Raw genomic sequence first — 20,092 nt, forward strand, 5'->3', positions numbered from 1 at the left:
GCGACATGACCGGAAGCGTCATGCCCCCTGACCGCAGCGCTCATCCGGGCTACCGTCGGAGCCATGGGGAGGCGGACGATCACCGTGCACCATGTGCGCGCCCTGCTCGCGGGGGCGGCACGGGGCGGCATCGACACCGTGCCGCTGCTCCAGGAGGCGCAGATCCCGCCGCTGCTGCTCGGCGACGACCGGGCGCGGATCACGCCGGCGCAGTTCGCCCGGCTGTTCCGGGCGCTCTACCGGACCACGCAGGACGAGTTCCTCGGCCTGTCGGGGGTGCCGAGCCGCCCGGGCACGTTCGCGATGATGTGTCACGCCTCGCTGGGCTGCCGGGACCTCGGGGCGGCGGTGGAGCGTGCCGCGACTTTCTACGGCCTGTTCGCGGGCGGCCCGGAACTGGTGTTGGAGGTCGTCGGCGCGGAGGCCCGTTTCACGGTGCGCAACGATTTCGCGCGGGACGAGGAGCGCTTCCTGACCGAGTGCGTGCTCGCCATCTGGCACCGGCTGAGCAGCTGGCTGATCGGGCGGCGCATCCCGCTGGCGTACGCCGCGTTCGCGTACCCCGCGCCGCCGCACGAGGCGGAGTACCAGATCCTGTTCGACTGCCCGGTCCGCTTCGGGGCGGACCGTACGGGGGCGGCCTTCGACGCGCACTGGCTGGCCGCACCGCTCGTACGGGACGAGGCGGCACTGGACGCGATGCTGCGGCGGGCCCCCTTCGACCTGCTGTCGCGGCCGGAGTACGGGACGACGGTCGCGGAGCAGGTCCGCCGGGCCCTGGCGGGGCAGTTGCGGACCTCGCCGCGGCTGCCGGCGCTGGGGGAGGTGGCGGCGCGCCTCGCGGTGTCCCCGGCGACGCTGCGGCGCCGGCTCCGGCAGGAGGGCACGTCGTTCCAGCAGCTGAAGGACCACGTACGGCGGGACGCGGCGATCGCGGGGCTGGCGGAGAGCGGCGAGCCGATCGCGGAGCTGGCGGCCCGCCTCGGCTTCTCGGAGGACACGGCCTTCCACCGCGCGTTCCGCCGCTGGACGGGCACGACGCCGGGGGCGTACAGGATCGCGTCGGGCGCGCCGTAGTCGTCCGGCCAGGGAGGTCCGCGAAGTAGCGCCGGCCGCCCGGAGGGCGGGGCAGGCGGGACTTCGCGGACAGCCCCTAGGGGATGTTGACGGTCGTCTCGCAGCGGACGGCGACGTCGGCGGTGCCGCCCTGGCCGTCGCAGAAGTCGGTGTCCGCCCCGCCGTCGAGGAAGTCGTCGGCCGGGCCGGCGAAGATCGAGTCGTCGCCGGCCTGGCCGCGGAGCTGGTCCCGGCCGCCCGCGGTGCCGGCGGTCGCGTCCCCGTCGAAGTTGGAGTTGTCGCCGAAGAGGGTGTCGTCGCCGCCCCCGCCGTCGATCGTGTCATTTCCGGCCGTGGTGACGGAGGCGTCGCCGACCGAGCTGTCGCCGATGAGGATCTCGGCCGCGGCCCCGCCGATGATCCGGTCGTTGCCCGCGCCCCTGGCCCGTCCGCCGGCCGGGTCGCCGATGTTGTGGTCGCCCACGGCGAAGACGCCGCCGTCGGCTCCCAGGTCCAGCAGGTCGTTGCCGCCGCTGCCGACGGCCGCGGTGATGCCCTCGCTGTCGCCGAGGATGCTGTCGCCCGTTCCGGCGCCGCCCCGCAGGATGTCGTTGCCGGCTCCGGTTCCCGTCCCCTGGAAGGGGGCCGCGGAGTCGCCGACCAGGCCGTCGTCGCCGTTGCCGCCGTCCAGAAGGTCGTTGCCGCCGCCCGTGGCGTCGCCTCCGAGGGCGACGCTGTCGCCGGTCATGTGCTCGTCGTCGCCGTCGCCGCCGAACATGCGGTCGTTGCCGCCGCCGGCGGCGGTCCCGGCGTCGTCGCTCTCGGAGTCGCCGACCATGAAGTCGGCGCCCGGACCGCCGTCCAGGAGGTCGTTGCCGCCGCCCGTGGCGTTGCCGCTCGCGGTGAACGAGTCGCCGACCATGTCGTCGTCGCCGTCGCCCCCGCGCAGTTCGTCGTTGCCGCCTCCGGTGGCGTTGCCGGCGGCGACGGCCGTGTCACCGCGGAGGACGTCGCCGCCGGAGCCGCCGTCGAGCCGGTCGTTGCCCAGGCCCCCGACGAGCTGGTCGTCGCCGCCGAGCCCGCAGATGCGGTCGTTGCCGCCGAGCCCGTTGACGGTGTCGGCTCCCGCGGAGCCGACGATGACGTCGTCGCCGGGCGTGCCGGTGAGGGTGCCGCTTCCGGTGATGGTGGCCGGGACGCCGAAACAGGTCACGGGCGCGGCGGCGGCTCCGGCGACCGGCATCCCGAGGGCGAACAGCGCGGCGGTGACGACTCCGGCCGTGATGACGGGGCGAGCCATGCGGGTCCTCCGAAGATGGTCGGCAGCGGCACCGCAACCCCTCCCACCCACCCCCGCCCCGCAAGCGGGCACTGGCCCGGCTGCCGCGTCTTGTCCCTCCTACGGGTGGCGGGCCCGGGGTGCGAGGACGGGTCAGGAAAGGTGAGCTGTGCGGTCAGCGACGTTCCGACCGGTCGGTCACTACGTTCTCCTCACCCACTTCCCCGCACGAAACGTTCCGTTGGGAGAGCCGCCCATGCGTGTTCGAACCCCCGCAGCCGTGGCCGCGATCGCGGCCGCGCTGGCCGCCCCCGTCGCGTCCCCCGTCGCCGCGTCCGCAGCGGAGGGCCGGGCCGGGGACATCGTCGGTGTCTCGCCGTCCGCCTTCCACCCGCTGCCCGGGCAGCCGACCGGCACCAGGGCGTGGAAGATCCACTACCGGTCCACCACCGCCGACGGTGTCCCCGACACCGTCTCCGGCACCGTGATCGTCCCCCAGGACGGCCGGACCGGCCCGCGGCCGCTCGTCACGTACGCCGTCGGCACCGTCGGCATGGGGGACTCCTGCGCGCCGAGCAACAACCTGCCGTACGGCACCGCCGTGGAGGCCAACCTCATCCAGCAGCTCACCCTGCGCGGCTGGGCCGTGGTCGTCACCGACTACGAGGGGCTCGGCACGCCGGGGGTGCACACGTACACGGTGGGCCCGTCGGCCGGGCGGGCCGTGCTCGATGCCGCCCGGGCGGCCACCCGTCTCCCCGAAGCGGGGCTGTCGGCCGACACCCCGGTCGGGATCATGGGGTACTCCCAGGGCGGCCAGGCCAGCAGCTGGGCCGCCGAGCTGCAGGGTTCGTACGCCCCCGAGCTGAAGGTGAAGGGCACGGCGACGGGCGGGGTCCCGGCCGACCTGCTGAAGGTGGCCGACTTCAACGACGGCTCGTACGGGTCGGGGCTCGTCTTCATGGCGGCGGCCGGGCAGGACGCGGCCTTCCCGGAGCTGCGGCTCGACTCGTACCTCAACCCGGCGGGCAAGGCGCTGGTCGCCGGGATGAAGGAGAAGTGCGTGGCCATCGACGCCATCGCGGGCTCCTTCAAGCGGATCTCCGACCTGACGACCCGCAACCCGCTCGAACAGCCGGACTGGCAGGCCCGGTTGAACCAGAGCCGGCTGGGGCGGACGGCCCCGGCCGCGCCGGTGTACCAGTACCACGCGCTCGGCGACGAGCTCATCCCGTACGCGGTCGGGCGGCAGCTGCGCTCGGAGTGGTGCGCGAAGGGCGCCGACGTGGAGTGGCGGACCATCCTGGTCGGCGAGCACGTCAGCGGCGTGATCACCCACTCCCTGACGGCAGGCAACTGGCTCGCCGACCGCTTCGCGGGCCGCCCGACGCACACCGACTGCTGACGCCGGCCGCCCCGCCGGCCGGACGGGACTTCGACGACAGGGCCTAGCGGCCCGGGGCCTCGGCGTTTCGGACGATGCGGGCGAGGAGGTCGCGTACGGCTGCCACCTCGTCCGGGGAGAGGCCTTCGGCGAGGCGGGCGTCGAGCTTCGCGACCAGCGCGTCGGCCTGGGCGAAGACCTCGGCGCCGCGCTCGGTCATCCGGATCTCGATGAGAGTGCCGTGTATCGGGTGCGGGGTACGGGCGACCAGGCCGCGGGCCTCCAGCCGGCCGAGCAGGCTGTTCATCGTCTGCGGAGTCACCGAGAGCTTGCGGGCGAGCTCGGCGGCGTTGATGCCGGGGTTGTCGCTGAGCACGGCGAGGGCCGCCTGCTGAGCAGCGGTGATCCCGGCCTCGCGCACCGCGGCCTCCTTGGCGGCCTGCGTGATGCGCTCGGCCTGCTTGATGTGCATCAGCAGCCGCTCGGAGTAGTGCATGCGCCGAGTGTAGGAGACGGCCACCAGTTCACGCCGAGATGGCAGGCAGCTTGCGTAGAGCCATCAGCATGCTGTTAGCTGCATGCGTACGAACAACCAGCCATCCTTCCGCAAGGAGCCCGCCATGACCGCAGCCCGTACCCGCCCCGCCCTCGGCAACGACCTCGCACGTGCCGTCGTCGACGCCGCCCTCGCCGCGGCACGGGAGACGGAGGTGCGGTACGCCGTCGCGGTGGTCGACGAGTCCGGCCACCTCAGCGCCTTCGCGCGGATGGACGGCTCGGGCCTGATGACGATCCAGGTCGCCCAGGACAAGGCCTACACGGCCGCCGCCTTCGGCCTGAGCACCACCGACTGGCACGAGTTCGTGGAGAACGACGCGCAGCTGGCGCAGGGCGCCCGCACCGGCATCGACCGCCTGGTCACCTTCGGCGGCGGCCTGCCGATCGTCGTCGACGGCCAGCTGGTCGGCGGTATCGGCGTCTCGGGGGGCCACTGGTCGGACGACGTCAAGATCGCCGAGGCCGGCCTCGCCGCGATCCCGGCATAGCCGCGCCGGCGGGGGCGGGGGCCCGCCCCCATCCCCCGCCCCGGGGTCACGACCTGCGGTACAGGTCGTGTATCTCGCGCTCGAATTCGCGGGCGATCCTGGTGCGCTTCAGCTTCAGGGACGGGGTCAGGTGGCCCCCCGCCTCCGTGAACTCCACCGGCAGCACCGCGAAGCGGCGTATCGACTCCGCCCGCGAGACCAGCCGGTTCGCCTCGTCCACCGCGCGCTGCAGGTCCGCCCGCAGGTCCTCGTCCCGTACGAGCTCCCGCATCGGCACGCCCGTCTTCTTGTGCATCTGCCGCCAGTGCGCCAGCCCCTCCGGCTCCAGCGTGATCAGCGCCGTGATGTAGGGCCGGCTGTCGCCGATCACCATGCACTGGCCGACCAGCGGGTGGGCCCGCAGCCAGTCCTCCAGCGGGGCCGGGGCCACGTTCTTGCCGCCGGAGGTGATGATCAGGTCCTTCTTCCGGCCGGTGATGGTCAGGTAGCCCTCGGCGTCCAGCTCCCCGATGTCCCCCGTCGGGAACCAGCCCCCGACCGCCTCCCCCGAGTTCCAGTACCCCGCGAACACGTGCCGCCCCCGCAGCAGCACCTCCCCGTCCTCCGCGATCCGCACCGCGGTGCCCGGCAGCGGCCACCCCACCGTCCCGAGCCGCGGTTTCAGCGGCGGGGTCACGGTGCTGGCGCCGGTGGTCTCCGTGAGCCCGTACCCCTCGAAGACGTCGATCCCGGCGCCCGTGTAGAACGCCGCGAGCCGGCGCCCCAGCGGCGAGCCCCCGCTCAGGACGTACCGGACGCGCCCGCCCAGCGCCGCCCGGATCCGCCGGTAGACGAGCGGGTCGTACAGCGCCCGCGCCGCCCTCAGGCTCACCCCCGGGGTACGGCCCTCGGCGATCTCCCCGTACCGCTGCGCGATCCGCGCGGCGCGGTCGAACGACGAGGCCCGGCCCATCCGTTCGGCGGTCGCGCGCGCGGTGTTGTAGACCTTCTCCAGTACGTACGGGATGGCCAGCAGGAACGTCGGCCGGAACCCGGCGAGGTCGGCGAGCAGTTCCTCGGTCTTGATGCTCGGCGCGTGCCCGAGCTTGACCCGCGCGCGCATGCACCCGACGGCCACCATCCGCCCGAACACGTGCGAGAGCGGCAGGAAGAGCAGCGTCGAGGCCGCGTCCGTGGTCGCGGACTTGAAGACGGGATGCAGGAGTTCGACCGCGTTGTCGGCCTCGGCGAAGAAGTTGGCGTGCGTGATCACGCAGCCCTTGGGCTGTCCCGTCGTACCGGACGTGTAGATGAGCGTGGCCACGGAGTCCGGCGTACGGACGGACCGGCGCGCGTGCACGACGGCGTCGGGCAGGTCCTCGCCGGCCTTGACCAGCCGCGCGATCGCGCCCGTGTCGAACTCCCACAGGTGCGCCAGCCAGGGCAGGTTGGCCCGCTCGGCGCTGATGATGCGGGCCTGCGCGGTGTCCTCGACGGCGCAGGCCACGGCCCCGGAGTCCTGGATGATCCAGCGGGCCTGCAGCGCGGACGAGGTCGGGTAGATCGGTACGGTGACCAGCCCGGCGGCCCACCCCGCGAAGTCCAGCAGGGTCCACTCGTACGTGGTCCTGGCCATGATCGCGAGCCGGTCCCCCTCGCGCAGCCCCTCCGCGATCAGGCCCTTGGCGACGGCCGTCACCTCGGCCGCGAACTCGGCGGCGGTGACGTCGCGCCAGCTGCCGTCCCGCTCCTTGCGGGCGAGCACCGCCTCACCGGGGGCCTCCCGGGCGTTCCGGAAGGGGATGTCCCCGAGCGATCCGCTCCCCGGCACCCCGACCAGCGCGGGCACCTCCGCCTCCCGCACCACCCCGTCGACGACGGTCAACACGGGCGGTACCAGATGGGGTACGGCTTCCACGGCGATCTCCTCGACTAGACTCCGGAGTTACCGCCGGTAATTTACCTACGGGTAACCCACCTGACCAGCCCCCGCGCACCCCGTGGACGAACCCACCCCACTCCTCCACACCCCCCGCACCGCTCCCGCCGCGCACGCCGAAAACGCGTTGTGCCCCCGCCGTACGGCGGGCAGGGTTGCGGAGCATGGGACATCTGGAAGCCTCGCACCTGGAGTACTACCTGCCCGATGGGCGCGTGCTGCTCGGCGATGCCTCGTTCAGAGTCGGTGAAGGTTCGGTGGCGGCTCTCGTCGGCGCCAACGGCGCGGGCAAGACGACGCTGCTCCGGCTGATCTCGGGCGAGCTGCGCCCGCACGGCGGAACCGTCACCTCCAGCGGCGGCGTCGGCGTCATGCACCAGTTCGTCGGCTCGGTACGGGACGAGCGCACGGTCCGCGACCTGCTGGTATCGGTGTCGCAGCCGCGGATCCGGGCCGCCGCGGCGGCCGTGGACGCGGCCGAGCACCTGATCATGACGGTGGACGACGAGGCCGCACAGCTGAAGTACGCGCAGGCGCTGAGCGATTGGTCCGAGGCCCGCGGGTACGAGGCCGAGACCGTCTGGGACATGTGCACGACGGCGGCCCTCGGCGTGCCGTACGACCGGGCGCAGTTCCGCGAGGTGCGCACGCTGTCCGGCGGCGAGCAGAAGCGGCTCGTACTGGAGGCGCTGCTGCGCGGGCCGGACGAGGTGCTGCTGCTGGACGAGCCGGACAACTACCTCGACGTGCCGGGAAAGCGGTGGCTGGAGGAGCGGCTGCGGGAGACCCGCAAGACGGTCCTGTTCATCTCCCACGACCGGGAACTGCTGGCCCGGGCCGCGCAGCGGATCGTCGCGGTGGAGCCCGGCCCGGCCGGATCCGACGTGTGGGTGCACGGCGGCGGCTTCGCGACCTTCCCCGAGGCGCGGGAGGAGCGGTTCGCGCGCTTCGACGAGCTGCGCCGGCGCTGGGACGAGAAGCGCGCGCAGCTGAAGCGGCTCGTGCAGGACATGCAGCAGTACGCGGCGCGCAGTGACGAGATGGCCTCGCGCTACCAGGCCGCCAAGACCCGGCTGCGCAAGTTCGAGGAGATCGGCCCGCCGCCGGAGCCGCCGCGCAAGCAGGACATCCGGATGCGGCTGCAGGGCGGCAGGACGGGCGTACGGGCGGTGGTCTGCGAGGACCTGGAGCTCACGGGCCTGATGAAGCCGTTCTCCCTGGAGGTCTTCTACGGGGAGCGGGTGGCGGTCCTCGGCTCGAACGGCTCGGGCAAGTCCCACTTCCTGCGGCTGCTGGCGGGCGATGCCGTCGCCCACACCGGCACGTGGAAGCTGGGCGCCCGGGTCGCTCCCGGCCACTTCGCACAGACGCACGCGCACCCCGAGCTGATGGGGCGCACCCTGGTCGACATCCTGTGGACGGAGCACGCCAAGGACCGCGGCGGGGCGATGTCGGCGCTGCGCCGGTACGAGCTGGAGCGCCAGGGCGACCAGCCCTTCGACAAGCTGTCGGGCGGCCAGCAGGCGCGTTTCCAGATCCTGCTGCTGGAGCTGGCCGGCACCACGGCGCTGCTCCTCGACGAGCCGACGGACAACCTCGACCTGGAGTCCGCGGAGGCACTGCAGGAGGGGCTGGCGGCGTACGAGGGCACGGTGCTGGCGGTGACGCACGACCGCTGGTTCGCCCGCTCCTTCGACCGCTACCTGGTCTTCGGCTCGGACGGGGTCGTCAGGGAGACCGCGGAGCCGGTCTGGGACGAACGCCGCGTCCAGCGGGCGCGCTGAGCGGCGAACTGCCGGCGGGCCCGCCGAGCGGCTCGCCGCCGCGCAGGATGCGCGGGGCGGTCCCATACTGAGGGGCGTGACGCGTACTCGGACGGCGTGCGTCTGCGCTGCCGCTCTGGTCGCCGCGGTCCTGCCGCTCGGGGCGGGGACCGCCCCGGCCGCGGCCGTCGCGGAACCCGCGCGCAAGTGTGTCAGCTCCCCGGACCCGGCCACGGCCTCGGGACAGGCGGCCCGCGTCCTCGACATCGCCCGTGCGGCACAAAGGGAGTTCGGGCTCAACTCGGTCATTCTGCGCGTGACCTCGGGCAAGCAGGACCTCGTCACCGGAGCGCTCGGCAATTCGATGACCGGAGTCCCCGCCGACCCCTCCATGCACTTGCGCACCGGCTCGGTCGGCATCGTCTACATGGCCACCGCACTGCTCACCCTCGTCGACGAGGGGCAGGTCGGCCTCGACGACCTCATCTCGAAGTGGCTGCCGGACGTCCCCCACGCCGACGAGATCACGCTGCGCATGCTGGGCAGTTCCACCTCGGGCATCCACGACTACGTCACCGACCCGGTGTTCCTCAAGGAGATCGAGGCCAAGCCGTTCCGCGCGTGGACCCCGGCGCAAACCCTGGCCATCACCAGCCGCCACCCGCTCTGGTACGAGCCGGGCACGAGCTTCAGCTACTCCCACGAGAACTTCCAGCTGCTCGGCGCCGCCCTCGCGAAGATCACCGGCAAGCCGCTCGACCAGGTGCTCCAGGACCTCGTGATCGGCCCGCTCGGCCTGCGCGAGACGAGGAACTCCGCGACCCCCGAGATCCCGGTCCCGGCCCTGCACGCCTTCACCTCGGAGCGCGGTAAGTACGAGGAGTCGAGCTACTGGAACCCTTCGTGGACGACCGCCCCCGGCGCGGTCCTCACCGGGGACATCTGCGACCTGGCCACCTCCGCCCGCGGCATCGGCACGGGAGCCCTGCTGTCGAAGGAAGCCTTCCGCACCCAGCTGAACCCCGGCACGGTCGGCCTCGGCACCCCGACCAAGGAGTGCCCGGCCCCGTACTGCCGGAAGAACACCGAGGCCCTCCACTTCGGCTTCGGCGTCCTGGTCCTGCGCGACTGGATCGCGACGAATCCTTCCTTCTCCGGCTACGCGGCCGTCTCGGCCTACCTTCCGGCGCAGGACCTGTCCATCGCGGTCTCCGTGACCAAGGGCCCCTCCTCCCCCGAGGGCAACTCGGCCTCCACGGTGGCCGAACGGATCGCGAAGGAACTCGCGCCCGACCACCCGCTCACCCTCGGCTGAGCCGGCCGGGGCCCGGGGTACCGGGCCTCTGACATCAGGCCTCCGGCCCCAGTGCCAACCGGCCCCAAGTCGTCCACCAAGCAGGCGATCCTCCGGCCGTGGCTGCCACCCCTTCACACTGACGCAGCATCAGCTCTCCCTTGTGTCGCGTTCCCCGGCACCCAGCGCCACCCAAGGAGAGGCCCATGTTCCGACTCTCACGCCTGGCCACCACCGCCACGATCGCCGCCGCCTTCACCCTGCTCGTCCCCACCGCCGCATCGGCCGGCGAGCCGACCCTGTCCGATCCGCGCACCGTCGCGCACTTCAGCCACTCCGCCGGTGAGAACCCGGAGAACATCGCCCTCGAACCCGACGGCTCCGCGAACGTGACCCTGGCCTTCGCCCGGCAGGTCGTCCGCGTCGACGAGCACGGGTCCACCCGGCTCCTCTCGGTCCTGCCCGAGGTCCCGAACCCGCTCACCCCCATCTACCGCTCGGCCGTGGTGACGGGGATCGTGCGCGCCAAGGACGGCACCCTGTACGTCAACTACGCCACCGGCACGAGCGAGACCGGCATCTGGCGCATCGGGCCGCACGGCGGCACGCCCGTCCAGATCGCACAGCTTCCGACGGACTCGCTCCCCAACGGCCTCGCCCTCGACGAGAAGCTCGGCGTGTTCTACGTGGCCGACACGGCACGCGGACTGGTCTGGCGCGTCCCGCTGAAGGGCGGAACGGCCACGATCTGGGCCGCGGGGGCCGCGCTCCAGCCGCTCTCCGAGATCGGCCGCTTCCCCGCCGGCGCCAACGGCATCAAGGTCCACAACGGCGCCGTCTGGGTGTCCAACACCGACCGCCAGACCCTGCTGCGCATCCCCGTACGCCGCGACGGCGTCGCCGGCACGATCGAGACCAGGGCGACCGGACTCGCCGGGATCGACGACTTCGCCTTCACCGGACAGGACGACACGGCCCTCGCCGCGCTGATCACGGTGAACGAAGTCGCCCTCGTCCGCCCGAACGGCACCCACTCCATCGTCCTCACCGCGCCGGAAGGCCTGTCCAGCCCGACCGCCGTGGCGGTGTTCGAGAAGCAGGACGACAAGGAGAAGACGGAGACGACCGAGAAGCAGGGGAAGCAGGAGAAGCAGGAGAAGACCGTCTACGTGACGAGTGCCTCCTACTTCTCCGCCGTGCGGGACCCCAACCTCCTCACGGCCCGCCTCGAAAACGGGGAGGACTAGCGCCCGGGCCCGTCAAACGGATCGTATGAGCAGTCGGCGCGCGAGACTCGACGGCACTCCCCTCCGGCGTGCCTCAGGGGGCGGAACCGGCTCCGCCACGCGCGGCGTCAAGATCCACGGGGTCGGGGCACCATGCGACACCTGATCGGCAGACGAGCCGTTGCCGCGTCCCGGCCCCGGCGATGTGCACCCAACGGGGGGAGCAAGGAATGTGGTCACTGGTTTCTTCGGACGAACTACCCGCCGGGGAGCGGTTCGACTGGTTCTCCGACATGGTGTCGCGCGCGGTGATGCCCACCTCGCTCAAGAGCGAGCGGCCCGCCGACTTCACGGCCGAAGCGGCCGTGCTGCCCCTGGGGGAGTTCAGCGTCTCGCGGCTCGCGTACGCACCCCTGCGCTCGCGACGCACCCCCGCACTGATCCGGCGCGGTGACCCGGAGCAGTACCAGCTGGCCATGGTGAGCAAGGGCGCCATGCTGATGTCCCAGCACGGCAACGAGTGCAGCGCCGAAGCCGGCGACCTCGTGTTCTGGGACACCTCACGGCCTTCGGACGCGGTCACCCCCACCGGTGGCGGCCCCGGGGAGCTGGTGATCCTCCAGCTCCCCCGGAGCGCATTGCCGATGAGCAGCCGACGCCTCGACCGCCTGCTCGCCCAGCGCATACCGGGCGGATCCGGCATGGCCGCGATACTCGGCTCCTTCCTGTCCTCCCTCGTGGACCACGGCGGGCACTGCCGGCCGGGGCAACTGGCCCATCTCGGCACGGTCGCCGTCGACCTCGCCGCGGCCTCTCTCGCCCAGCACCTGGACGCCGAGGAGCACCTCCCCGCCGAGGTCCGCACGCACGCCCTGCTCCAGCGGATCCACGCGTTCATCGAACACAACCTCGGCGATACCGAACTGACTCCGACCGCGATCGCCGCCCATCACAGCATGTCGGTGCGCACGCTCCACCAGCTCTTCCAGGGACGGGGGGAGAGCGTCCACGCCCGGATCCGCAGGCGCCGCCTGGAACGGTGCCGTGCCGACCTCGCCCGCCGTGACCTCCTGGCGCACCCCGTGTACGCGATCGCGGCGCGCCGGGGCTTCAGCAGCCCTGCCGTCTTCAGCCGTTCCTTCCGCGAGGCGTACGGAATCAGCCCCACCGAATTCCGCGCGTTGAGCATCAAGGAATCCTGCGCCGGATGCACATCGCGGTGATCGGCGTCCTGCCTAATCTCGGTGTCGCCAGGAACGATTCGGCGCAACGGGACGGTCTGGAACCGACCGTACGGGGCCGGTTGACGCTGCCCGCGTCCGTTCCGGCATGCCACATCGAACATCCACACAGGGGGATCACATGAACGTCGCCAAGCGCATCGGCACACTGGCTGCCGCCGCCCTCACCGTCGTCACCGGCACGATCGCCTTCGCCTCCTCCGCCGAGGCCGCGGGATCGTGGAAGTGCCGCTTCTGGAACGAGGGCAACTCCTGCGTCCGCACCGTGGGCAACGGCTACGACGCCGAGTGGATCCGGCCGTGGGACGACGGCCAGGCCCACTACGTCGACTTCAACCTCGAATGCCAGAACGGCTACACCTACGGCGACCAGGGCGCGTTCTGGATGAGCCCGAACCAGACCCGAAGCTACGTCTTCGCCGTCGGCGCCCGCGGCACCTGCCGGGCCAAGGTCATCGACCACACCTCGGGCAAGACGTTCTACTCCGACTACACGACCAAGCTCGGCTAAGCCGCCACGGCGGTCGGCGGCGGGCAGTCGCGGCAGCGGCCGGGGTCGGGGGCACGGAAGGCCCGGTCGCAGCCGTCGCAGGTCTGGAAGGGATCCGGGCGTCTGATCGGCCTGGCGGACGGGGCCGCCGGCAGGTGGGGCGGGAGCAGCGCCTTGAGGCGGTACGCGAGTACGGAGGCGGGGCTGCGCAGGAGTTCCGGGAGGTTCGCGGTCAGGGCCAGGGCGACCGCCTCGGGGTCCGCGCCCCGCTCCAGCCAGGCCGAGACACCGGGGGCGAGGCGCTGCACGTCGCGTTCGGCCAGCAGCAGCCGGGGGTCGTGGCGGCGGAGGCCGGCGAGCAGAGCAGCCGCACCGGGGTGTACGGGTTGCGGCGCGGGCAGGGGGTCGGCGACCCGCTGCGGCTCGGGTTCCGGGCCGGGTACGGGCTCACGTTCCGGGGGCGGCGGCGGAGGCTCGTCCGGGCTGGTCAGCGGCTTGTTGTACGAGTACGTCCGGGTCACCACCCGCCCGGTCTCCAGCCGCTCGCGCCGCCGCTCCAGGTAGCCGTGGCGTTCCAGCTCGCGGAGGGCGGAGCTCATGCGCATCTCGCCCTCCGGGAAGCGGGCCACCAGGGCCCTGATGCCGACCGGGGCGCCTTCCGGGAGCGACTGGATGTACGCCGCGACACCGATCGCCGTCGCCGACAGCCCGCGGTGCTGGAGGAGGTGGTTGCCGACCACGGTGAAGTGACTCGCGTGTGGCGTGTTGACGTGGATGACACCGGATCGGGGGGTCCGCGGGTGAAGTTCCGGCGAGGTGCGCGTGGGCGCGCTAGGGTGCTCAAGAGCCATTGGGAAGGTGCTTGCTTCCTTGTTGGTCAGGCCCTCGGCCGGGATTGCCGTCCCGTCGGGGGCCGTCTCATGTCTGCGGTTGTCGGGGCGAGCATATGCCCGCCAACCGGCTCGAAATCCAGCTGAGTTGGCACGGTTCACTCGACCGAGCGACGCGGGCGGGTGGGGTTGGGTCGGTTGGTTCTTTCCCCCGGTTCTTTGGTTCTTTTGCGTCTGAGCCCGCCGGATCGCGGACCTCCGGGATGCGGTCGCCCCGGGTGTCCATGACCTCGATAAACCGCCCGCCCTCCGAACGGCGCTGGAGCGAATGGGACGCGAAGGTCAGTCCGTGGTCAAGCGCACCCGGGCGGGTTCCAGGTGCAGTTCGTACGCGGTGATGCAGTCGTTGGCGAGTGTGCCGACGTGCGTACCGCAGGGGCACTTGCGGTTCATGCCCGCCTGCCCGGGGAGACCGCAGCATCCGCTGGCGTGTCTGTCGTAGTCGGTGTCTTCCTGGAGGCCGCGGGCGTCGTCGGGGTGCAGGACCACCGTGTTGCGCGTGCCGGCGGATACCAGGAAGCCTTCGACGTCGTGCGGGTCCCCGACGCAAGGGCCGCCGCCGAAGACCGGGCGGGGCTCGTCACAGGGCACGAGAGGTGCACCCCAGGGCTCGGGGTCCAGAGCGTAGAAGCCGAGCGGCACGGTCGCGGTGGCACGGTGCGATCCGTCGGCCTTGGGCAGGCACCGGTCACCGGGGCGGGCGGGCAATGCCGGCAGCTCGGTCAGCGGTCCGGTGAGGGCGAACCCGCAAGCAGCACAAACGATCACAGTCACTCCGCGTTCTTAGCAGCCGCCCGCCGGCTCGCCCAACGGAATATCGGACCGCCTCGGGAGACTGCGGGTGAGCGACAGCTCCGCCCACACCACCTTGGACGGGACCGGCCCTTCCCTTACGCCCCAACGGTCGGCCAGCGCTTCGACCAGGACAAGGCCGCGGCCCGTGTCGCGGATCTCGGGGATGCGGTCACCCCGGGTGTCCGTCACCTCGATCAGCAGCGTCTCGCGAGTGACGGTGAGGGCCAGTTTGAAGTCCCGCCCGGGGACGCGCCCGTGGGTGATCGCGTTGGTGGAGAGCTCGGCGATGATCTGCCCCGGCACTTCCAAGGGCAGGCCCCAGGAGCGGAGTTGTTCGATGGCGAGCATGCGCCCGAGCCGGGCTCCGCGCGGGGTTGCGGACAGCTGGACGTGGAAGTCGACGAGTTGAGGAATCACGTCACTGAGCGTGGCCGTGCGTGCGTACCGTGGGAAGCAACATCGCCTGTACGTCCCGCGTTTGTCCGGCGCTTGTCCAGTGCTGTCACGGCTGTCCGGACCGGGGTGGCGGGTACGGGGCGCTGAGGACATCGGCTCGTCGGAGGTGGGCGCGCAATGAGCGTGGACAGCAGTGACGGTACGGAAGAGCCCGGCTGGGACGTCGACCCGGAGGACGAACAGGGCGTGGCGGTGGTGGCCGCGCTGGGCCGCCAGCTCAAGGCGTGGCGGGAGTCGGCCGGCATGCGGGCCGCCGATTTCGGGGCGGCCATCCAGTACGGGGAGGACCAGGTCCGCAAGGTCGAGGCCGGGAAGCGGATCCCCCGCCCCGAGTACCTGGACCGCGCCGATGAGGTGCTGGGGGCTGGAGGCAAGATCGCAGCCATGAAGGCCGACCTGGAGCAGGTCCGCTACCCGAAGAAAGTTCGGGACCTCGTGAAGCTGGAAGGCCGGGCGGTTGAACTGTCCGCGTACGGCAACCACAACATCCATGGCCTGTTGCAGACGGACGACTACGCACGCGCCCTGTTCGAGATGTGGCAACCTCCGCAGACGATGGAAGAGGTGGAACGCGGTCTGGCGGCACGGATGGCACGGCGGTCGATCTTCGAACGCAGCCCCGCGCCCGCTCTGTGCTTCGTCCAGGAAGAGGTGACCCTGCGGCGCCGCATCGGGGGGACAATGGTGATGCGTGGGCAGCTCGAACGCCTGCTGACGGTTGCCGAGCTGCGGCACGTGACGATCCAGGTCATGCCCACCCATCTTGAAGAGCACGCCGGAATGGGTGGGTTGATCCAAGTGCTGAAATTCGCGGACGGGTCGGCGGTAGGGCGCTCCGAAGGCGCGTTCAACGGCCGTCCCGTCTCGGATCCGAGGCAGGTCAGGATCCTTGAGCAATGCCATGCCATGATCCGGTCCCAGGCTCTCACGCCACGGGAGTCCGTCGCATTCATCGAGCAAGTGCTGGGAGAGACATGATCCACGAGTCCGAGCTGGAGTGGTTCAAGAGCAGCTACAGCGACAGCGGCGACATCAACGACTGTGTCGAGGTGGCCAACACCCCCGGTGCCGTCCTGGTCCGGGACTCCAAGGACGTCCAGCGCGCCCACCTGACGGTCGGGCCCGGCGCGTGGGCCGGGTTCGTGGCTCACACCTCCGGCAGCTGACCGCGACGGTTCGGGCACGGGTGCAGACGTGCACCGATTCGCTGTGCCCGCCCCCGCCGTTCGGCGTGGTCGACTCCAGGTTCCAGTCACCCCTGATGAACGCGCCGAAGGCCCGGGCGACGACGCCCGAGGTGGCCGCCGAGGGGACCGTCACCGTGCCCCCGCACAAGGTCAGTTGATCAACGGCGGCCGACCATGACCGCAGGCCTGGAACCGTATGATCCTCCTCCACGTCTCTCATGAACATGATCAGTCGAATCTGGTCATGTCCGGTTATCAACTACCCAGGGGACACATGTCGTTCGACGCGGAATGGGCCCAGCACAAGGCCGCCGCCCTCGCGCAGCAGCCGTCGCCCGCCATGCGCCTCAACCACATACCCGCCGACGCGGGCGTGCCGGGGAGTCCGGCCGGGAGTCTCGTCGCCGGGGCGCAGTCCATCAACGGCAACGCCAACCTGCTGATCGAGATCGCCGCGCTCCTCCACGAGGGGCGGCCGGACGGGGACGCGAGCACCATGGCGCGCGCCCCGCGCGCCCACGCCGACGTCTCGGCGGAGGCGCTGCGCTTCGCCCGTTTCGCCGACGACCAGTTCAAGGACACGATCAACCTGTTCGCCGCCCTGGCCACCAAGCTCAAGACCACCGGCACCAGCTTCGCGCAGGTGGACGACGGCACCGCCCGCAGCTTCCTCGACGGCATCCTCGACGGGGGCCAGTACGTGAAGCCGGAGTCGAAGTGAGCCTGAGCCACCGCAAGGACGTCCAGTTCCTGGAGGAGTGCAATCCGGCGCTGGTCGAGCGCAACGCAGCCGAGTTCAAGCGGCTGCGGGACCTCCTCGTCCAGGTCGAGGAGCCCGCGCGGCGGGCCGAGACCGGTACGCAGTGGCAGAGCGACGGCAGCCACACGTACACCGACCGGCTCTCGGAGGCGCGCCAGCTCGTGCTGCACATGGCCGAGGGGTACGACAAGGCGGCGAGCGCCCTGCACGCGTACGCGGCGGCCCTGACGACCGCCAAGTCGCACTACGGGAACGGCAAGCGCTCGGAGCGGGCGCTCGCGGCGCTGATCGGTACGAAGGGCACCGCGGTCACGCGCACCGCGCAGGAGGCGGAGCCGATGTGCCAGTGGGAGGACATGCGGGCCACCACCGGAGTCATGGACTTCTTCGCCGAGCTGACGATGGACGTGGACGACATCCGGGACGAGGCGAACCGGCTGCACGACGACGCGGGCGGCAGTTTCCACCTGGCCAAGACGGCCGAGGCGGAGGCGCGGAGCGTGTGCGTGCACGCGCTGAAGCAGGCGTTCGAGCTGCTGCCGGAGTTCAAGGTGAAGGGCGCCGGCGCGGGCGGGGTCGACGTGTACGCGGCGATGGCCGACATCCGGCGCGAGGCGGCGGAGGCCCGCACGAACCCCCTGACGCACCTGCCGGGCAGCGGACCGAAGAAGGACATGACGGGGTCGGTGGGGAGCGAGCCGGTCTCGCCCGAGCTGCGGGACATCCGGATGCGGGTGGCGGGGCTGCCGGAGGCGGACGACAACTACTGGGACCCTCCGCAGTCGGACGAGGGGCGGGCGGAGTGGATCCGCAACAACAAGGAGATCCTGCGGGCGGCGGCCCAGCGGGCGGGGCTGCCGGAGGAGATGGTGGCCGGCATCGCGTGGAAGGAGGTCGGCGGCCAGCCGGGGATCTTCGACGACGGCGTGGACTTCTTCCGCCAGGCCGCCGACGCCCCGTGGGGGCTGAGCCCGGTCACGGCCGAGAACCTGCCGGACCGGGCGGGCGGCAAGCCGGACGAGACCTCCTTCGGACCGATCGCGGTGCAGCTGCGGCGCGGGGCGGAGGTGCTGGGCTACGACCCGGAGAACCTGACGGACCAGCAGCGCAACGTGGTGAAGTCCGCGCTCCAGGACCCGAAGCAGAACGCGTTCATCGCGGCGGGGTTCCTGGCGCAGATCAAGGAGGAGACGGGGTACGCGAACATACCGGCGGACCAGCTGACCGAGGCGCAGATGCAGGAGATCGCCGCCCGGTACAACGGCGGCCCTTACTGGGAGTCGAAGAAGGCCCAGGACTACGGCGATGATTTCCGGGACAACCTCGGCAACGTGAAGAAGGCGATGCAATGACGTACGGGCGCGAGAGCATCGACCTGCCCGAGGACCGGGGCTGCCTCCAGTGGGTGCTGGGCGTCCCGCTCGGACTGATCCACCTCCTGAACGCCCTCGCCGTGTTCGCGGCCCTGTACGCAGGCCCGCAGGGCGAGTGGGACGACCAGGGCTACGCGGGGGTCGGCGCGATGTGCCTGATCGCGATGTCCCTGAGCGTGCTGGGCCTGCTCATCACCGTCATCCCGACCGTCCGCCGCACGATGGGCCTCTGGTGGCTGGCCCCGCCGCTGGTCCTCGGCCTGACGGCCTTCATCCGCGCCGAGACCCTGGGCTGAACGCACCGCGGCCCCCGCCCGGGTGGGGGCGGGGGCCGTGGGTGGGTGGGACGGTCAGGCCGCCACCGGTACCGGGGCGCGCTCGTCCAGCGGGGAGGACGAGGCCGTTTCGTAGGCCTTCTTGTCCAGGATTCCCTCGCGGGCCGCGACCACGACCGGGACCAGGGCCTGGCCGGCGACGTTGGTGGCGGTGCGCATCATGTCGAGGATCGGGTCGATCGCCATCAGCAGGCCGACGCCCTCCAGGGGCAGGCCCAGGGTGGAGAGGGTCAGGGTCAGCATGACCGTGGCGCCCGTCAGGCCGGCCGTGGCGGCCGAGCCGACGACCGAGACGAAGGCGATCAGCAGGTAGTCGGTGATCGTCAGCTGCACGTCGAAGATCTGCGCGATGAAGATCGCGGCGAGCGCCGGGTAGATGGCGGCGCAGCCGTCCATCTTCGTCGTCGCGCCGAACGGGACGGCGAAGGAGGCGTACTCCTTCGGGACGCCGAGGCGCTCGGTGACCTTCTGGGTGACCGGCATCGTGCCGACCGAGGAGCGGGAGACGAAGGCCAGCTGGATCGCGGGCCAGGCGCCCTTGAAGAACTGGATCGGGTTGACCTTGGCGACCGTGGCGAGGAGCAGCGGGTAGACGCCGAACATCACGAGCGCGGAGCCGACGTACACGTCCGCGGTGAAGGTCGCGTACTTGCCGATGAGCTCCCAGCCGTACGAGGCGATCGCGGTGCCGATCAGGCCGACGGTGCCGATGGGGGCGAGGCGGATGACCCACCACAGGGCCTTCTGGAGGAGTTCCAGGACCGACTCGGCGACGGTGAGCAGCGGCTGGGCCTTGTCGCCGAGCTGGAGGGCGGCGATGCCGGCGACGGCGGCCATGAAGACGATCTGGAGCACGTTCAGCTCGGTGAACGGCGTGATGACGTCCGTCGGCACGATGCCGGTCAGGAAGTCGAGCCAGGAGCCCGTGCGCTTGGGCAGCTTGCCGTCCTGCGGGGTGAGGCCGGTGCCGGCGCCCGGGTTGGTCAGCAGGCCGATCGCGAGGCCGATGCCGACGGCGATCAGCGAGGTGATCATGAACCAGAGCAGCGTGCGCGAGGCGAGGCGGGCGGCGTTGTTCACCTTCCGCAGGTTGGTGATCGACACCAGGATCGCGAAGAAGACGAGCGGGGCGACGGCCAGCTTCAGCAGCTGGACGAATATGTCACCGACCTGCTCGAGGGTCTTGGCGAGCCAGCTCACGTCCTGGCTGCGGGCCAGCCAGCCGAACAGGACGCCGAGCACGAGACCGGTGACGATCTGGGCCCAGAACGGGAACTTGAAAGAGGCCTTGGCGGGGGCCTGAGGGGTCGCGGACACGGACACACTCCGGGGGTGATGCGCAAAGAAGGGGGGAAGAGAAGAAGAACGGCGTGGGCTCAGCGACAGCCACAACAGGCCGCGGACGCGCGGCGGCAGAGGTCGACGTGCAGGCGCGCCACGAGCGGGACGCTCGCGGTCATTTCGTGCGCAACTGTGGCCAACATGTTTAACACGCTAACACTTTCCCTTTGAGAATCTCAAAGGTGCACTTTGAGTCAGAGGGAGCGGCGCCCCCGGAAACGCCGAACCGCCCCAGCACACGGGGAGAGTCCCGTGTGC

The 20,092-nt window shown here is 71.4% G+C and carries 22 protein-coding genes; 14 read left to right on the forward strand and 8 right to left on the reverse strand.

Going from position 1 to position 20,092, the window contains the following annotated elements; all coding sequences use genetic code 11:
• The first annotated feature begins 63 nt into the window (after positions 1–63).
• Complete coding sequence (locus ACFXGI_RS23625) at positions 64–1,077, forward strand: AraC family transcriptional regulator (RefSeq protein ID WP_384709935.1); 1,014 nt, start codon at positions 64–66, stop codon at positions 1,075–1,077.
• A gap of 76 nt (positions 1,078–1,153) precedes the next feature.
• Here the strand turns inward: ACFXGI_RS23625 and ACFXGI_RS23630 are convergent, their stop codons facing one another.
• Complete coding sequence (locus ACFXGI_RS23630; protein ID WP_384709938.1) at positions 1,154–2,356, reverse strand: calcium-binding protein; 1,203 nt, start codon at positions 2,354–2,356, stop codon at positions 1,154–1,156.
• A gap of 235 nt (positions 2,357–2,591) precedes the next feature.
• Here ACFXGI_RS23630 and ACFXGI_RS23635 point away from each other — a divergent pair, with 235 nt between their 5' ends.
• Entirely contained in the window at positions 2,592–3,740 is a 1,149-nt protein-coding gene (locus tag ACFXGI_RS23635) for a lipase family protein (RefSeq protein ID WP_384709941.1), read from the forward strand.
• Positions 3,741–3,783: 43 nt separating this feature from the next.
• Here ACFXGI_RS23635 and ACFXGI_RS23640 read toward each other — a convergent pair whose 3' ends face one another.
• A complete protein-coding gene (locus ACFXGI_RS23640; protein ID WP_384709944.1) occupies positions 3,784–4,215 on the reverse strand; it encodes a MarR family winged helix-turn-helix transcriptional regulator in 432 nt (143 codons plus the stop codon).
• Positions 4,216–4,339: 124 nt separating this feature from the next.
• Here ACFXGI_RS23640 and ACFXGI_RS23645 point away from each other — a divergent pair, with 124 nt between their 5' ends.
• The gene (locus ACFXGI_RS23645; protein WP_384709947.1) at positions 4,340–4,765 is read left to right on the forward strand and encodes a heme-binding protein; all 426 of its coding nucleotides are present in this window, start codon (positions 4,340–4,342) and stop codon (positions 4,763–4,765) included.
• A 46-nt stretch (positions 4,766–4,811) separates the two neighbouring features.
• Here the strand turns inward: ACFXGI_RS23645 and ACFXGI_RS23650 are convergent, their stop codons facing one another.
• Entirely contained in the window at positions 4,812–6,668 is a 1,857-nt protein-coding gene (locus ACFXGI_RS23650; protein WP_384710011.1) for an AMP-dependent synthetase/ligase, read from the reverse strand.
• Between the two features lie 179 nt (positions 6,669–6,847).
• Here ACFXGI_RS23650 and ACFXGI_RS23655 point away from each other — a divergent pair, with 179 nt between their 5' ends.
• From ACFXGI_RS23655 to ACFXGI_RS23675, 5 genes are all read left to right on the forward strand, one after another.
• Positions 6,848–8,467 carry an ABC-F family ATP-binding cassette domain-containing protein gene (locus ACFXGI_RS23655; RefSeq protein ID WP_384709950.1) on the forward strand — a complete coding sequence of 540 codons (1,620 nt, stop codon included), beginning with the start codon at positions 6,848–6,850 and terminating at the stop codon, positions 8,465–8,467.
• 76 nt (positions 8,468–8,543) lie between these two features.
• A complete protein-coding gene (locus tag ACFXGI_RS23660) occupies positions 8,544–9,761 on the forward strand; it encodes a serine hydrolase domain-containing protein (protein ID WP_384709953.1) in 1,218 nt (405 codons plus the stop codon).
• A 185-nt stretch (positions 9,762–9,946) separates the two neighbouring features.
• Positions 9,947–10,987 (forward strand): hypothetical protein, encoded by a 1,041-nt coding sequence (locus ACFXGI_RS23665; RefSeq protein WP_384709956.1) that lies wholly within the window; start codon positions 9,947–9,949, stop codon positions 10,985–10,987.
• 209 nt (positions 10,988–11,196) lie between these two features.
• Entirely contained in the window at positions 11,197–12,189 is a 993-nt protein-coding gene (locus ACFXGI_RS23670; protein WP_384709959.1) for a helix-turn-helix domain-containing protein, read from the forward strand.
• Between the two features lie 139 nt (positions 12,190–12,328).
• Positions 12,329–12,718, forward strand: a complete 390-nt coding sequence (locus tag ACFXGI_RS23675; RefSeq protein ID WP_384709961.1) for a hypothetical protein — start codon at positions 12,329–12,331, stop codon at positions 12,716–12,718.
• Here ACFXGI_RS23675 and ACFXGI_RS23680 read toward each other — a convergent pair.
• The 3 genes from ACFXGI_RS23680 to ACFXGI_RS23690 all read right to left on the reverse strand — a co-directional run bounded on the left by ACFXGI_RS23680 (position 12,715) and on the right by ACFXGI_RS23690 (position 14,730).
• Complete coding sequence (locus ACFXGI_RS23680) at positions 12,715–13,548, reverse strand: helix-turn-helix domain-containing protein (protein WP_384709964.1); 834 nt, start codon at positions 13,546–13,548, stop codon at positions 12,715–12,717. The two genes, ACFXGI_RS23675 and ACFXGI_RS23680, sit on opposite strands and share 4 nt — an antisense overlap.
• A gap of 321 nt (positions 13,549–13,869) precedes the next feature.
• A complete protein-coding gene (locus tag ACFXGI_RS23685; RefSeq protein WP_384709967.1) occupies positions 13,870–14,361 on the reverse strand; it encodes a hypothetical protein in 492 nt (163 codons plus the stop codon).
• A 9-nt stretch (positions 14,362–14,370) separates the two neighbouring features.
• Positions 14,371–14,730 carry an ATP-binding protein gene (locus ACFXGI_RS23690; RefSeq protein ID WP_384710014.1) on the reverse strand — a complete coding sequence of 120 codons (360 nt, stop codon included), beginning with the start codon at positions 14,728–14,730 and terminating at the stop codon, positions 14,371–14,373.
• Positions 14,731–14,955: 225 nt separating this feature from the next.
• Here ACFXGI_RS23690 and ACFXGI_RS23695 point away from each other — a divergent pair, with 225 nt between their 5' ends.
• The 6 genes from ACFXGI_RS23695 to ACFXGI_RS23720 all read left to right on the forward strand — a co-directional run bounded on the left by ACFXGI_RS23695 (position 14,956) and on the right by ACFXGI_RS23720 (position 18,454).
• Complete coding sequence (locus ACFXGI_RS23695; RefSeq protein ID WP_384709970.1) at positions 14,956–15,816, forward strand: helix-turn-helix domain-containing protein; 861 nt, start codon at positions 14,956–14,958, stop codon at positions 15,814–15,816.
• Positions 15,813–16,004 (forward strand): DUF397 domain-containing protein, encoded by a 192-nt coding sequence (locus ACFXGI_RS23700; protein ID WP_384709972.1) that lies wholly within the window; start codon positions 15,813–15,815, stop codon positions 16,002–16,004. The genes ACFXGI_RS23695 and ACFXGI_RS23700 overlap by 4 nt, the downstream gene beginning before the upstream one ends.
• Before the next feature lie 20 nt (positions 16,005–16,024).
• On the forward strand, positions 16,025–16,183 hold the full coding sequence (locus ACFXGI_RS23705) for a hypothetical protein (RefSeq protein WP_384709974.1): 159 nt from the start codon (positions 16,025–16,027) through the stop codon (positions 16,181–16,183).
• 116 nt (positions 16,184–16,299) lie between these two features.
• The gene (locus tag ACFXGI_RS23710) at positions 16,300–16,746 is read left to right on the forward strand and encodes a hypothetical protein (RefSeq protein ID WP_384709977.1); all 447 of its coding nucleotides are present in this window, start codon (positions 16,300–16,302) and stop codon (positions 16,744–16,746) included.
• Positions 16,743–18,137: a hypothetical protein gene (locus ACFXGI_RS23715; protein WP_384709979.1), complete on the forward strand. Its 1,395-nt coding sequence runs from the start codon at positions 16,743–16,745 to the stop codon at positions 18,135–18,137. The genes ACFXGI_RS23710 and ACFXGI_RS23715 overlap by 4 nt, the downstream gene beginning before the upstream one ends.
• Positions 18,134–18,454 (forward strand): hypothetical protein, encoded by a 321-nt coding sequence (locus tag ACFXGI_RS23720; RefSeq protein ID WP_384709982.1) that lies wholly within the window; start codon positions 18,134–18,136, stop codon positions 18,452–18,454. Before ACFXGI_RS23715 ends, ACFXGI_RS23720 begins: the two co-directional genes overlap by 4 nt.
• A 54-nt stretch (positions 18,455–18,508) precedes the next feature.
• Here ACFXGI_RS23720 and ACFXGI_RS23725 read toward each other — a convergent pair whose 3' ends face one another.
• Both ACFXGI_RS23725 and ACFXGI_RS23730 read right to left on the reverse strand, forming a co-directional pair.
• Positions 18,509–19,816, reverse strand: a complete 1,308-nt coding sequence (locus ACFXGI_RS23725) for a dicarboxylate/amino acid:cation symporter (protein WP_384709985.1) — start codon at positions 19,814–19,816, stop codon at positions 18,509–18,511.
• 53 nt (positions 19,817–19,869) lie between these two features.
• Positions 19,870–19,977 (reverse strand): putative leader peptide, encoded by a 108-nt coding sequence (locus ACFXGI_RS23730; RefSeq protein WP_384709988.1) that lies wholly within the window; start codon positions 19,975–19,977, stop codon positions 19,870–19,872.
• Positions 19,978–20,092: the final 115 nt, after the last annotated feature.

Source organism: Streptomyces sp. NPDC059355, assembly GCF_042752335.1.
Lineage (GTDB): Bacteria > Actinomycetota > Actinomycetes > Streptomycetales > Streptomycetaceae > Streptomyces.